We start from the raw sequence: 13,413 nt of genomic DNA on the forward strand, positions 1-13,413 counted from the left end.
CTTAAATATGGCGAAGTTGCCGCTTGTTGTGGGCGGAGAGGAGCTGTTTCGTTTTCGGAGCAGAGTGGCGGTAGGGCTTGAGGAAGTTCGGCATATTGCGCCCTTCAATCTTCATGATGTCGTCAATCAACATTGCTGCCAGTCGTTCGGGATGTTCTGCTTTTGTATCGATGAGGTAGCGGAAGAGAAGCTGGGCAAGGCGATCAAGCGATATTTTCCAGGTCGAGTCGGTTTCACCATAGATCCACAGTGAAAAGTCATAGAACGCCTCGAACACACTGCCATCCTGCCAGAGCAGGGGCAGGCTCTGCTTGAAGTTGCCGCTGTTGTAGTAGAGGTCCCAGAAACGGGCGAATCGTTTCATGCGCTGGATATCCTCAAAGCTGAGCAGGCTGTTTTTCAGGACGTCGTAGGGGGGCTTGTCGGAATAGACCATGCCGAAGCTCTTATCATGGCGGGAAATGGTGGTGCCCGAGAGTTTTTTTAGGATTCCGATCTGAATCTCAGAGCTGGTCATGTCACAGAGCCGGTCCAGATTGTGGCCGAAGCTTTGCAGTGATTCACCGGGCAGGCCCACGATCAGGTCGAGATGCATATGGGCGCTGGTCGCAGTTTCCAGAAAGCGGATATTCTCTTCAATCTTCTCAACTTTGAGATTGCGCCGGATATTTTTTGCCACTTCAGGATTAAGCGTCTGGATGCCGATCTCAAGCTGTAGCGATGCCGCAGGGAATCTGGAGATGCGTTCGCGCACGCTCTCCGGAAAGTGGTCCGGGATCACCTCGAAATGGACAAAGTAGGGTGGCTCTTTGGCCAGAAAGAAGTCGAGCAGCCGGTTGGCCGTGGCTACATTGAGGTTAAAGGTGCGGTCGATGAACTTGAAGCTGCGTACGCCGCGACTCCAGAGCAGTTCGAACTCCTCCAGAAGCCTATCAAGGAGTATCGGGCGCACCTTTTTATCAATCGATGAGAGGCAGAACTCGCAGAGAAACGGGCAGCCGCGGCTTGCCTCGACATATATGTAACGGTTGGCGACGTCTTCATCGGTGTAATACCGGTAGGGGAGCTCGATCTCGTCGAGATTTACGGGCGCTGCTTTAATGAATCGCTCAACCGGCGCATTGCCTGCCAGAATGGTTGTGCACAGGTCATGGAAGGCAACATCTCCTTCGCCCTGAATGAAGTAGTCGGCGGCATCAAAGTTGATGCGATATGGTGTATAACTCACCTCGGGGCCGCCGAGGATGACAATGGTTTGCGGCGCTACCTTTTTGATGGTTGCCAGCAGTTCGCCGCACTGTAGCGCATTCCAGATATAGACACCGATACCGATAATGGCAGGGCGTTCAGCGAGCAGCCGTTCCGCTATATCCTGAACATTGTCATTGATGACAAACTCCCGGATTGCTGCACGCCCCTGCAGCTCCGCCATATTGGCGTAGATATAGCGCAGGCCGATGGCGCTATGGGTATAGCGCGCGTTGAGTGTGGTCAGGATGATATCGGGCACCGGCAAAGAGTAACGTGCCGCTTGTCTCTGGCGAACTAAATACTAAATCAGTGCCGCCAGCTCTCCAGAATCGCCAGACAGGTTTTGTTCATCTCGACCGCCCGTTCATCAGAGTCCGCTTCGTTATAACAGCGCAGTTCAGGTGCGTTACCGGATGGGCGCAGGTGTACGACTTCGCCGCTGGCGAAGGTGATGCGTACGCCGTCGGTATTGTCGATGGAAATCACCTCTCCGAACTCGGCACCAAGCAGTGCCTGAGCCTCGCGCATGTTCTGCTGCTGATCACTGCCGCTTAAGGGGCGGAGTTTCTCCCTGCTCAGTTCGGTCGGGAAGTTCTTCAGCCGGTCACTGCTGGTAAAACGCTGCGGAAGCTGTTTCAGTAGCCCGGAGATAGAGAGGTTGGATGCCTTGGCAAGCATCAGGATGGCCAGCGGAACGATCACCGCATCGCGGGTCGGCAGTGCTGTCAGGTTTTTTCCATTCAGATCAATATCACTTGCGGTCAGGAAGCCTCCATTGGCCTCGTAACCGATTACATTTTCACTGCCTCCCGCTACCGCCTCATCCATTGCGGCAATCACAAATGGGGAGCCGATCCGGGTACGATCGACCTGGTCGAACCAGCCGCACTTCTCCACCGCACTGTTGCTCGATACCGGCGTTACCACATGCGTGGCAGCGAGATAACGGGCAGTGAGAATGCCGGCCACATCCCCTCTTAACCATTCGCCATGTTCATCCGAGACCAATGGGCGGTCGCCGTCGCCATCGGTGGATACGATACAGTCGAGCTTATGCTCTCTGGACCATTTAAGGGCCAGTGACACATCTTCAGGGCGTATCGCTTCGGTATCGACCGGGATGAACTTATCGGAGCGGCCAAGATGAACCACTTCAGCACCTAATCCGCCGACCACTTCACTGAGGATATCGCGGTCGACACTGGAGTGTTCATAGATGCCGATCTTCAGTCCTTGAAGGCAACCGGCCGGGAAAAAGTCGAGATAACGTTTCACATAGGCGCGGTATGCATCGGGTTGAATGGCAGGAAGAGGAGCGATCAGGGCATTGCCATCTGTATCGAAATCAGCGGTACGAATTGTAACCTTTCGGGCACACATCGCCTCCTCATCCCCCTTGAGAATTTCACCCTCGGGCTTGTAGAACTTGATACCATTGCGGTCATCCGGGATATGGCTTCCGGTCACCATGATACTGGCAAGATTAGAAGCCATGGCGTAACAGGCCACGGCGGGGGTGGGGATATAACCGCAGTTGAGCGGTTCGCACCCCGCATCACTCACAGCCTTGGCGACAGCCGCCATGATGCGCGGGGTGCTGGGTCGATAATCGCCAGCAATGGCAACCCGGTCACCAGCCTTGATATCAGCCGTTTCGAGAAGGTAGTCGAGAAAAGCGAGGCTGTAGGCGTAGCAGACGCGGTCGGTCATATCATCAGCAAGCCCGCGGGCACCGCTGGTGCCGAATTTGACGCCGCTCGTCTCCATCAGCTTGGAAATTACAATGGTTTCATTGGTGGCACTGTTCATGGTATCTCCCCTTAATCCTCTTCCGATCTCGCAACGTGAGTATAGGAGATCAGATCTGTTTTAACAGAGGCCTATTGATGCAGTGAGACAAAAATTCGTTCTGCAAGCGTTTCGGATATACCCGGCGCCTGAGCCAGCTGTGCTCGCCCCGCTTTTTTCACCCCCTCGATGCCGCCGAAATGTTTGAGCAGCGAAGCCCGCTTGGAGGCTCCGATACCGGGGATGTTATCCAGAACGGAACTGAACATGCTCTTTTTCTTGCGTTTGCGCATATAGGCGCCGGCAAAGCGGTGCGCTTCATCGCGGACGCGGGCGATGAGCAGCAGGGCGGCTGAGTGGCGTCCCGGCTTGAGCGAATCCCCAATGCCGGGCTCTCCGTTTTTCAGCCAGCCGGGCCAGAGCGTCTCCTCTCCAAGCTTACGGCTATCGCCTTTGGCAACGGCGAGCAGTTTCAGCTCAAAGAGTCCTGCATTGGCCGCGCACTCCAGTGCAATGCCCAACTGGCCGCGGCCGCCATCAATCAGCATCAGGTCAGGTGTGGGAATTGCATCTTCGCTGATGGCGCGAAAAAACCGGGATAACACAGCCTCCATGGCACCGTAATCGTCACCTGCGCTAACATCGGATGCTGCTGAGATGCCATCGAGTTTGTAGCGGCGGTAGTGCTCCTTTTCAGCCCCCTGCCAGCCGGCAAAGGTGACGGCTGCAACCATCTGTTTGCCGCCGAGATGTGCATTATCTACGGCAGCGATACGATCAGGTATGGCATCCAGATTAAGAAGTTCTGCGAGCGCCTCAAAAGCAGCCTGCTGGTTATCACCACGCCTGCTTGAGAGCATCTGGTTGCCGGAGCGCAATACCTGCTCCAGCCATTTCTTTCGGGCTCCGCGCTGCGGGTGAAGCACAGTCGCTCTGTTTTTCGGATGCAACAGCCGTACCAGTCGTTGCAGCTCCGCGCACTCATTTTCAGTGGCCTGCAACAGAATCTCGCGAGGCGGAAGATCATCCCTGTAGCGCTCGATCAGAAGCGATTGGAGAATCTCGCTGTTCTCTGCATCGACGGCCTGAGCGATGCGCACATTGTGCGTGCCGAGATCGCGGCCTGCCCTGCGCACTCCGATGCTGGCAAACACGCCTGAGGTGTGGCGTATCAGTCCAATGGCGTCGGCATGATCGGGCAGGGCGCTGTTCTCAGATCCGGCGAGAATAGTGCGAAGGGCCCGGATTCGATCGCGCAAAACGGCGGCCTTCTCAAAATCCATTTGATCGGATGCCTGCTGCATCTCTGATTCCCACGATTTCAGCAGCGCCTGGTCTTCACCTTTAAGAAAACGGCGAACTTCAGCCACCTGGCTGCCGTACTCCCGTTTGTTGACCAGCTCGCAGCAGGGGGCGGAGCAGCGGCCGATCTGGTGCTGCATGCAGGGGCGCGAACGGTTGTTGAATACGCCGTTTTCACAGTCACGAATGCGGAAGATCGATTGCATGGTATGCAGTGTCTGATGCACGGCGCCGGCATTGGGGAAGGGGCCGAAGTACTCGCCAGGCTGGTTTCGCCTGCCGCGGTAGAGGTGCAGGCGCGGATAGGGCTCACGGTTTAAGAGAATATAGGGGTAGGACTTCGAATCTTTCATCAGCACGTTGTAGCGCGGTTTGAGCTGCTTGATCAGATTGTGTTCAAGCACCAGAGCCTCGGCCTCGGAGGCGGTAACTGTAAACGCGATGTCGCGAATCTGCTGCACCATGGCCTGGGTGCGCGGGGATTCAGGTTGTTTCCGGAAGTAACTGGAGACACGCTTCCTCAGATTGCGCGCCTTGCCGACATAGAGAACCTTTCTCTCACTATCGAGCATGCGGTACACACCCGGCTCACGCGGCAGCTCTGCAAGGGGAATGGGGGCTTCAAACCACATGGCGTCAGCCTATCTCTTGAATTCGTTGCCGCCAGTAGCGGATACCTTTATGCAGTCAGAATCGCCTCATCCGGGTGTGCCTGTTTGGCGGTGGGGCAGTGATTTCCGAGCGGACAGTCCTCGCAGAGCGGTTTTGTCTGGCAGTGGCGTTTGGCGTGTTCGACGATCAGCGCGTGATACTCCTGGTAGAGAGAGAGGGCGGGGGTCAGCCGATTCTCGAAAAAAACCTGGATGCCATCGTAATCGATCTTTTCAGGCAGCAGGCCAAGGCGTGTGAAAATGCGGCGGGTATAGGCATCTACGACAAATACCGGTTTATCCAGTGCATAGAGCAGAATCGAGTCGGCTGTTTCAGGTCCGATACCGGGAACGCCAAGCAGTTTTTTGCGCAGGCTGCTTTTGGGCCATTTTTTCAGGCCGCCTGTTTTGCCGTGCTGCATATAGAAGATCGAAAACTGCTGCAGCCGTTCCGATTTCTGGTTGAAGAATCCTGATGGCCGGATTAATTCGGCAAGTTTCTCACGGTTGCTGCTGGCAATGGAGGCGTAATCGAGCATCTTTTCCGCCTTCAGGTTGGCAATCGCCTTTTCAACATTTCTCCAGTTGGTGTTCTGGGTCAATATCGCTCCGACCATCACTTCGAACGGTTTCTCCGCCGGCCACCAGTGCTGAGGCCCGTAGGCCGTGAACAGCGTATCGTAGACCTGCATCGGAGAAGTGCGGCTCACGCAGCTCTCCTGCTCCAGTCGAGCAGCTTTTTAACCTCGCTGCGATTGAGCGGACGGTAACTGCCTCGCGGCATTCCCTCTTCGAGTCGAACGGGGCCGAAGCGGATGCGCATAAGCCGACGTACCGGATGGCCGACTGTTTCGAGGGTGCGTCTCACCTCACGCCAGCGACCTCTGTAGATAATCACTGTCAGCCATGTATGACCTCTTGTTTCAGAGTCCACGGTAACTTCCCAGCTGTCGCTCTTGTCACCTTCACCGATGTCAAAACCACCGCGTCTCAGCTTCTCAAGCGTTTCAAGTGTCACCTGGCCACCCACGCGTACTCGGTATTCACGCGGCACTTTGGCGCCGGGGCGGGTCAGTGCACGCGTCAGGTCTCCGTCATCGGTGAGCAGCAGCAGTCCTTCGGTATCCATGTCGAGGCGACCAACCGATTGTACATTGGGAGCTACATCGAGCGTGTCGTAGATCAGCGGACGCCCCTTGTCATCGCGGCGGGTGCAGAGTTGACCCATCGGTTTGTTGTATAGGATATAGGTAAAAGTGGTCTGCTGCGCAACCGGTTTACCATCCACGCAGACAATATCCCGCGGTTTGACTTTAAGCCCCGGCTCCTTGCTGACCTGGTTGTTGACCGATACGCGACCGGCTTCAACCCAGCGGTCCGCTTCCCGTCTTGAGCAGAGGCCGCAACGGGCGAGGAAACGGTTGATGCGTTCGCCCTCTTCTGTGCCTTCGCTCTGTGTGCCCTTAACCGCCTGCGGCTTCGATCTGCTCGGGCTCTTCCGTTTCGGCGCTCTCTTCTGACTCTTCTGGTTCATGTTCATCCGTGTGTTGTTCTATATTTTCCATCACCATCTGCTGGATCTCATCCTCATCCATCAACTGTGCCGATTCCGGCAGATCCTTCAGTGATTCCAGTCCGAAGTCGATGAGGAACTGTCTGCCTGTGCCGTAGAGGTGCGGGCGACCGGGAACCTCCTTGCGTCCAAGCACCTTGACCCAGCCACGCTCCTGCAGGGTGGCGATCATCTGACTTGAAACCTTTACGCCTCTCAATGCCTCGATTTCGGCGCGGGTGGTAGGCTGCCGGTAGGCAATAATGGCCAGTGTCTCCAGGGAAGAGCGCGACAGCCGCTGCGGTTTGATTTCCCACATGGCATGGATCAGCTCTGCATGTTCGGGCGCCGTGCGGAACTGCCAGCCGCCAGCCACCATCTCGGGGCGGATGCCGCGTCCGTGATAATCGGCTTCAAGCGTACTGATCGCTTCGCGGATATCGGATGATTGCACATCATCACCAAGCAGACTGCGCAGTCTGGCAATGGAAACCGGTTCATCACTGGCCAACAGCACTGCTTCGATCTGTGAAGTTAATTGCAGTATAGAACTGTTCATTGCATCTCCTCCTTCGGAAGCAGGGTGATTGAGCCGTAGTTCTCGCTCTGAATCACGGTGATCGTCTGCTGGCGCCATAATTCGAGAATGGCCAGTACGGTGGTTACAAGTGCTTCACGGCCCGGTTCTCCGGCCAGTAGCTCATCGAGCTGCATACCGCCTTTACTGAGTCGCTCCAGCACCGTTCCCATGCGCTCGCGAACGCTCATGGTCTCCGAGAAAATCTGGTGGCGAACCTCGCCGCCGACGCGTTTAAGCACGGCGCGAAAAGCGAGAAGCAGTGCATCAAGGTCCCCTTCGGGAAGCGGCCGCTCCACCGCATCGGATTCGGGGAAGATCGAGCGAACAAACACATCGCGCCCAAGGCGGGGTCTCTCATCGAGCTCCTCGGCCAGCATGCGGTACTGCTCGTAAGCGATCAGCTGTGCGGCAAGTTCTGCACGCGGATCGATGGCGTTACCCTCATCGTCGATTTCAGGACGGGGCAGCAGCATGCGCGATTTCAGCTGCATCAGGGTGCTGGCCATTACCAGATAGTCGCCGGCAATTTCCAGATCGAGCTGTTCCTGAGCTTCCAGGATATCGAGGTACTGCTGGGTGATCAGCGCCAGCGGAATATCGAAGACATCGAGCTCCTGACTGCGGATCAGGTGCAGCAGGACATCGAGTGGTCCTTCGAATTTGTCCAGTTGAACCGGCGGCAGAGCACGTTGATCAGCTTCTTCATGCTGAATCAGAGGCGCCTGCACCGCTTCGGTCATACGCGGTAGCCCATCTTCAGCGTTTTACGTACCTTATCCATGGTGCGGCTCGCTTCGTGCCTGGCTCGCTCATTGCCTGCCCGCACGATGTCCTTCAGATCATCGGGGCGCGATGCAATATCTGCACGACGATCACGGATCGGCTGCAACTCTTCTTCCAGATGCTTCAACATGCACATCTTGCAGTCGATACAGCCGATGCCGGCTGTGGTGCAGCCATCCTTGACCCACTCACGTTCATCTTCGGTGCTATATACCTTGTGAAAATCCCATACCGGGCAGTTCTCAGGGTTGCCGGGATCGTCACGGCGCACGCGGGCAGGGTCGGTCGGCATGGTTTTGACTTTCTTTTCGGTCACATTCCACGCTTCACCAAGCTCAATGGTATTGCCGTATGATTTGCTCATTTTGCGGCCGTCCAGCCCCGGCAGTTTGGCGGCTGGCATCAGTAGCGATTCAGGCTCGGGGAAGAGGGGAGGGATGCCCTGGCGATAAAGGTAATTAAAGCGGCGGGCCACTTCGCGGGTCAGTTCAACATGCGGAACCTGATCTTCACCGACCGGCACACCGTCGGCGCGATAGATCAGAATATCCGCAGCCTGAAGCAGCGGATATCCGAGAAAGCCGTAGGTGCCGAGATCCTTCTCGCGCAGCTGTTCGATCTGATCCTTGTATGTGGGCACGCGCTCCAGCCATGAAAGTGGTGTCATAAACGAGAAGAGCAGATGCAGCTCGGCATGCTCGGGAACCTCGGACTGAATAAATACCACCGCCTTTTCCGGGTCCACGCCCACAGCCAGCCAGTCGATCAGCATATCCCAGATCGTATCCTTGACGATGGATGGGTTGGCGTAGTCGGTGGTAAGCGCATGCCAGTCGGCAGCGAAGAAGAAGCACTGGTTCTCCTGCTGCAGTTTCAGCCAGTTTTCCAGTACGCCCTTGTAGTGCCCGAGATGCAGTTTGCCCGTCGGGCGCATGCCGGAAAGAATGCGTTTCGGTTTGTTTTGTGGATTTTCTGAAGTACTCAATCTCATCCCCTCTATTTGGCGCCGGATCATGGCACCTCCCCGAACGATAGCAAAGCGAAGAGCCGTTTGTAACATTGAGTGTTATCAGACTCTTTTCCTAGCACCGGTGCGGTTAATGATCGGGTAAGGTGCGACAATCTGACGCTTGACATATTATTAAATAATAATATACTTACAGGTAGCCGGAGGCAGAGGTCATGGTATTCATCAAAGATCAGCAAGAAAACAAGGATTGCCACTATCAGGCGCATGTCTGGTTCAGTAACCATTCGCATCAGTGTGGCTGCTTCGGTACCAAAAAAGCAGCGGAGCAGTGGGCTTACTGGTTGCAGAAAAAGATCGTGACCGGGGATCTGTTCAAGGCCACCCGCGGCACGAAGACGTTATAGATCAGAATCGTACTGTTGGAGCCGGGGCGATGCAGATCGCCGGATAAAAAGATAGCGGCTGACCGCTTGCCAAAGCGAATTGGCTTCCTATACTTCGCGCCTCATTCAACGGCGCTTTAGCTCAGTCGGTTAGAGCAGCGGAATCATAATCCGCGTGTCCGGGGTTCGAGTCCCTGAAGCGCCACCATATTAACGTCCAAGGACGTCCAAAGAAACCCCGTAAGCCTTGTGTTTACGGGGTTTTTTATTGCCTTCTTGTCCATAGGTGTCCTATACTATCTAATGGAATCCAAGGATTTCTGACGGTAGATATGTCGGTATTTTTAATGAATGAATTCTGATACCGTCACCTTTGTACCGTTATGTACACGAGGTGGCTTATGGCTCTAACCGATATTCAGTGTAAGAAAGCGACTGTTCCGGAAGGAAAAACGCAAAAAAAGTTTTCTGACTCGGCAGGATTGTATCTTCTTGTAAATAAAAGTGGGAAGTATTGGCGGCTCGATTATCGAATTTACGGGAAACGAAAAACACTGTCTTTAGGTGTATACCCAGAAGTGAGCTTAAAAGAAGTACGCTCTTTGCGAGATGTTGCGCGTTTACAGGTCAACGACGGCAATGACCCTTCGGAAATGAAGAAACGTAAAAAGTACTCTGATGTAGAGAGCTTTGAGCAAGTCGCAAGAGAGTGGTTTTTGGTGCACTCTAAAAAGCTGAACCCAAGTTACTCAGAAAAACTCAAGGGAAGGCTGGAGCAATATATATTCCCCAACATCGGCCACTTTCCCATAAAGGTGCTTCAAGAAAAACCTAACATTATCCTCAATATGTTGGAGGATATTGTTGATTTGGGCTACATAGATACTGCTCATCGTATAAGGAATGCCTGCGGTCAAGTATTTCGCTTTGGTGCATCAAAGGGGCTATGCACGAGTGATCCAACTTCATTGTTGAAAGGGGCTATCCCTGCGAAAAACCCAAAAAGCATGGCCACTATTACGAACCCGGATCGAATTGGTCACCTGCTGAAATCCATGAGGACATACCAAGGTTCAATGATCGTTCGGATCGCATTGAATACAGCTCCTTATGTTTTTGTTCGTCCTGGAGAGCTTCGGCATATGGAATGGGCAGAAATAGATTATGAAGGAAAGAAGTGGTGTATTCCTGATGAAAAAATGAAGATGGGCATAAAGCATATCGTTCCTCTTTCAACTCAGGTTCTAGAATTACTCAATGAGATTAAGAAATTTACAGGTCAAGGTAAGTATGTGTTTCCGAACATGAGGAGTAACCAACGGCCAATCAGCGAAAACACTTTAAACAATGCATTGCGCAACATGGGGTATGCACAGGAGGAGATTTGTAGCCATGGCTTGAGGGCGATGGCATCCACTATACTGCATGAGAAGGGCTATCTCACCGATGCTGTTGAACGACAATTAGCACATATTGAAGGGAATGCTGTTAAGAAATCATACAACTATGCACAACACTTGTCTGAACGAATAACGATGATGCAGGAGTGGGCCGATTACCTGGACTCGTTACGAGAGGCCTAAACTGGTGAGGCTTGGATTGGACCGGCGCTCTAAGAGCTTTAATTCTCAACTGATAGGGAAAGCAACGGCCAGTACTTCTTTATTGTAGCTATCCAGGGTGGGAACGGGAGTCGAATAGTTCATTTTTAGACTTGGTTGTAATAATATATCTAATTCGGTTTTAAAAAGCACCATCAAAAATACCATCCATTCTCAATCTGCCAATATATTATCAAGTGTATTCAGTATTTTTCCGGATGCTCAAAGAAAAGGCAAGGCATGTGATCTAATGCTTGGGAGCAGCTTCGGTCGCAGAAATCGCGGCATCCTGATGTTCTCTTCTATTATGCTTTACCAATCACGCTAATCTAAGCGCTCACTCAAACACACTTTTCTTATTCATAAGGGCAACAAGTTTGTCGTTGGCAGGCTCAGGGGCATTCACCACAGCTTCAAATGCAGCCATCTGACTTTCACCTAGAACAAACAGCTTTATGTTTGTCAGGTCATCAGATTCGGCGCATTTTCTCTGGTCGATCAGAAACTCACTACGATTCATGGCAACCTCCGCGTCGGTGAATTTCGAGATAATAGCCCCTCGTCACAGACCGTACAAATGGACTACCTCTAAAACAGTAAGCATATATCAAATGAGTGGTTATGAAAAACTCACGGCCAAAACCGGAGACTCAAAACGGCCTAAAAGTTTGGTGGCGATTCATTCTTCTCTGGGAAACGCCCAAACAATGGGACGCCATACCTAGATAGTTGCTCCCTCATGGTCTCATTCAATAGAAGTAGAGGGGCTTTCACGTACACTGTAGCGTTTTTTCGACTGGCTAGGTCTTCTACCACCTTGCGACTTTGAAATAGGTCTGAAACCGGCTCATCTGATGTTTCATCCATAAGAACCCAGCCACCACCTACTGTACTGGCATAGTATTTTTGTTCTTTTATTTCAAAAGATGTCTCGGTTAATTCAGCATTGAGGCCTTTGGTTAATTGCCGGAAAAGCTTCGGAAGTATTTTATCATAGAACATAGCCATTCCATCCAGCTTCGGCGTGTCATTTGGATAATAATGCTTCCAGCGTTCCATTTGCTGCTCACCTGTAGTCCACGCTATGCCATCCACGTTGGATTTGGCTGCCATGTAGAGCATCGTCTTGATTGCCAGTTCATGCCATGAGTCAGAAAATGGCCCATAGGGAATATCGCTATCTTCATTTACATTTCTGTAGCCGTACAGTCGCCCGTTTTGGTGCCAGTCACTTTGGATCTCCTGAAGAAACAAAATGCGCCGGCCAAACACATCATCCCGTTCGTCACTACGAACATGGGCGATGATGTTGCGTGTGCTGAAATGCTTGGAGTAGTAGGTCTCAGGAAAGCTTGGGATGGTCAGCAGCCATTCACAATAATTACACCCCCCGTACCAAGCTTCATATCGCCAAGTTCGAGCTGTGGTGAACCATTCCAAATGACCATATCGTTCACGCACATCCTGATTGGCTAGATCCATAGCCGGTTCTGGATTCGGCCATCCATCACTGGCCAGTATATGTTTCACTTCTTTGGGTAGAATGGGCTTCCCATTCGGTCCAAGCAGCATCCAATATGCGTAGTCACCAAAAAGCCCATCACGCTTTACCCTTATAACAGCGTATTGAAAAATCCTTTCATAATAACAGACATCAGCACTGACGACACAGTTTGCCCATCTGTTCTTTTTTCTGTCAACCGGCCAGTTGCATTCAATGAAATCCAGGTGTGGTGAGAGCTTCCTTACTTCTTCAACCAATCGAATCTTTAGGTGGTCGAAGCAAATATGCTCAAGCACCTCTGCTTTTGTCTGCGACTGGGATTGCAATGCCAACCAATCCAGTACGCCTGACCAGTGGATTTCTTCTTCACGAATACCGGATTTTGTCAGGTTACGGATAGTAGCTTCCCACTGCCTTGAAGATGCTTTGTTCATGGGTAGAGCCGACAACCTTTCTTCTAGAAGCGAATAGTATGGATCAGTACCACATAGAGATTTATTCATACCCAGACAATTCAGCGGAGAGCTGTTCTAAAATACAATCAAATGGATTCCGAAAATAAAAGTGAGGTGCATTTTCTTCAGTGTAATAGGGGATGTTTACCCGAGCATGTCTCTGCCCAATTTGAGAGCAGCGACCTTCAATATCCAATTTATCGGCTGTGCCTTCACCGTAAAGAATATCCAGCCATTGGTTTAACAGTTCGACAGGATTGCATTGACCATACTTTCTTCGCTCTATGCCATGCAGGTGCCATAAATTTAGAACTGTTTTAGCTTCTGGAAGAGGCAGTGCAGTCACACCCTGTTTATACTGACAAACGATCACCCACAGCTTTTCAAATTTCCCGCGTGCATGCTTCACCCGGAACTTGTTGGCAGCCTGAATACACAAGAACTCTTTAGATGGCATACATTTTCCTCTACTTGGGATCAAATCTTTACTGCTTTGCCAGTATAGCTGATGCATTACAAAATGCTTGTCTACCAATCTACCCCACACACAGACTTGAATGCCGCTTCTGGCTGAATCTTGCCGGTCGCCACAGG

Annotated in this window: 13 protein-coding genes and 1 tRNA gene; 3 read left to right on the top strand and 11 right to left on the bottom strand. The window is 52.4% G+C overall.

From position 1 onward, the window contains the following. Position 1: 1 nt before the first annotated feature. The 8 genes from Ga0123462_RS04055 to trpS all read right to left on the bottom strand — a co-directional run bounded on the left by Ga0123462_RS04055 (position 2) and on the right by trpS (position 8,891). A complete protein-coding gene (locus tag Ga0123462_RS04055; RefSeq protein WP_100266481.1) occupies positions 2 to 1,510 on the bottom strand; it encodes a B12-binding domain-containing radical SAM protein in 1,509 nt (502 codons plus the stop codon). 47 nt (positions 1,511 to 1,557) lie between these two features. Then, on the bottom strand, positions 1,558 to 3,060 hold the full coding sequence (locus Ga0123462_RS04060) for a phosphomannomutase (protein WP_100265122.1): 1,503 nt from the start codon (positions 3,058 to 3,060) through the stop codon (positions 1,558 to 1,560). A 71-nt stretch (positions 3,061 to 3,131) separates the two neighbouring features. Then, entirely contained in the window at positions 3,132 to 4,973 is a 1,842-nt protein-coding gene (gene uvrC, locus Ga0123462_RS04065; protein ID WP_100265123.1) for an excinuclease ABC subunit UvrC, read from the bottom strand. Between the two features lie 47 nt (positions 4,974 to 5,020). Then, positions 5,021 to 5,701 (bottom strand): endonuclease III domain-containing protein, encoded by a 681-nt coding sequence (locus Ga0123462_RS04070; protein ID WP_100265124.1) that lies wholly within the window; start codon positions 5,699 to 5,701, stop codon positions 5,021 to 5,023. Next, entirely contained in the window at positions 5,698 to 6,525 is an 828-nt protein-coding gene (locus Ga0123462_RS04075) for a pseudouridine synthase (RefSeq protein ID WP_232726610.1), read from the bottom strand. Before Ga0123462_RS04075 ends, Ga0123462_RS04070 begins: the two co-directional genes overlap by 4 nt. After that, positions 6,455 to 7,102 carry an SMC-Scp complex subunit ScpB gene (scpB, locus tag Ga0123462_RS04080; protein ID WP_232726612.1) on the bottom strand — a complete coding sequence of 216 codons (648 nt, stop codon included), beginning with the start codon at positions 7,100 to 7,102 and terminating at the stop codon, positions 6,455 to 6,457. Before scpB ends, Ga0123462_RS04075 begins: the two co-directional genes overlap by 71 nt. Beyond that, complete coding sequence (locus Ga0123462_RS04085) at positions 7,099 to 7,863, bottom strand: segregation and condensation protein A (protein WP_100265126.1); 765 nt, start codon at positions 7,861 to 7,863, stop codon at positions 7,099 to 7,101. The genes scpB and Ga0123462_RS04085 overlap by 4 nt, the downstream gene beginning before the upstream one ends. After that, positions 7,860 to 8,891, bottom strand: a complete 1,032-nt coding sequence (gene trpS, locus Ga0123462_RS04090) for a tryptophan--tRNA ligase (protein ID WP_100265127.1) — start codon at positions 8,889 to 8,891, stop codon at positions 7,860 to 7,862. The genes Ga0123462_RS04085 and trpS overlap by 4 nt, the downstream gene beginning before the upstream one ends. A 197-nt stretch (positions 8,892 to 9,088) precedes the next feature. Between trpS and Ga0123462_RS04095 the strand changes: the two genes are divergently transcribed. From Ga0123462_RS04095 to Ga0123462_RS04105, 3 genes are all read left to right on the top strand, one after another. Next, positions 9,089 to 9,280 carry a hypothetical protein gene (locus tag Ga0123462_RS04095; protein ID WP_100265128.1) on the top strand — a complete coding sequence of 64 codons (192 nt, stop codon included), beginning with the start codon at positions 9,089 to 9,091 and terminating at the stop codon, positions 9,278 to 9,280. 110 nt (positions 9,281 to 9,390) lie between these two features. Then, positions 9,391 to 9,467: transfer RNA gene (locus Ga0123462_RS04100), tRNA-Met, on the top strand. Positions 9,468 to 9,660: 193 nt separating this feature from the next. Further along, positions 9,661 to 10,842, top strand: a complete 1,182-nt coding sequence (locus tag Ga0123462_RS04105; protein WP_100265129.1) for a tyrosine-type recombinase/integrase — start codon at positions 9,661 to 9,663, stop codon at positions 10,840 to 10,842. A 355-nt stretch (positions 10,843 to 11,197) separates the two neighbouring features. On the opposite strand, the gene Ga0123462_RS04110 is transcribed toward Ga0123462_RS04105, so the two are convergent. From Ga0123462_RS04110 to Ga0123462_RS04120, 3 genes are all read right to left on the bottom strand, one after another. Next, positions 11,198 to 11,380: a hypothetical protein gene (locus Ga0123462_RS04110; RefSeq protein WP_100265130.1), complete on the bottom strand. Its 183-nt coding sequence runs from the start codon at positions 11,378 to 11,380 to the stop codon at positions 11,198 to 11,200. Positions 11,381 to 11,520: 140 nt separating this feature from the next. Further along, on the bottom strand, positions 11,521 to 12,798 hold the full coding sequence (locus Ga0123462_RS04115) for a hypothetical protein (protein WP_100265131.1): 1,278 nt from the start codon (positions 12,796 to 12,798) through the stop codon (positions 11,521 to 11,523). Between the two features lie 61 nt (positions 12,799 to 12,859). Beyond that, positions 12,860 to 13,333 (bottom strand): hypothetical protein, encoded by a 474-nt coding sequence (locus Ga0123462_RS04120; RefSeq protein ID WP_157821263.1) that lies wholly within the window; start codon positions 13,331 to 13,333, stop codon positions 12,860 to 12,862. Positions 13,334 to 13,413: the final 80 nt, after the last annotated feature.

The sequence above is a fragment of the Mariprofundus ferrinatatus genome (genome assembly GCF_002795825.1).
In the GTDB taxonomy this organism is placed as follows: domain Bacteria; phylum Pseudomonadota; class Zetaproteobacteria; order Mariprofundales; family Mariprofundaceae; genus Mariprofundus; species Mariprofundus ferrinatatus.

Excerpts from the sequence above, each read along its gene's own strand:
- Ga0123462_RS04060 (WP_100265122.1), bottom strand. The coding sequence starts at position 3,060 with ATGAACAGTGCCACCAATGAAACCATTGTAATTTCCAAGCTGATGGAG.
- uvrC (WP_100265123.1), bottom strand. The coding sequence starts at position 4,973 with ATGTGGTTTGAAGCCCCCATTCCCCTTGCAGAGCTGCCGCGTGAGCCG.
- Ga0123462_RS04075 (WP_232726610.1), bottom strand. The coding sequence starts at position 6,525 with ATGAACCAGAAGAGTCAGAAGAGAGCGCCGAAACGGAAGAGCCCGAGC.
- scpB (WP_232726612.1), bottom strand. The coding sequence starts at position 7,102 with ATGAACAGTTCTATACTGCAATTAACTTCACAGATCGAAGCAGTGCTG.
- Ga0123462_RS04085 (WP_100265126.1), bottom strand. The coding sequence starts at position 7,863 with ATGACCGAAGCGGTGCAGGCGCCTCTGATTCAGCATGAAGAAGCTGAT.
- Ga0123462_RS04095 (WP_100265128.1), top strand. The coding sequence starts at position 9,089 with ATGGTATTCATCAAAGATCAGCAAGAAAACAAGGATTGCCACTATCAG.
- Ga0123462_RS04105 (WP_100265129.1), top strand. The coding sequence starts at position 9,661 with ATGGCTCTAACCGATATTCAGTGTAAGAAAGCGACTGTTCCGGAAGGA.
- Ga0123462_RS04110 (WP_100265130.1), bottom strand. The coding sequence starts at position 11,380 with ATGAATCGTAGTGAGTTTCTGATCGACCAGAGAAAATGCGCCGAATCT.
- Ga0123462_RS04115 (WP_100265131.1), bottom strand. The coding sequence starts at position 12,798 with ATGAACAAAGCATCTTCAAGGCAGTGGGAAGCTACTATCCGTAACCTG.
- Ga0123462_RS04120 (WP_157821263.1), bottom strand. The coding sequence starts at position 13,333 with ATGCATCAGCTATACTGGCAAAGCAGTAAAGATTTGATCCCAAGTAGA.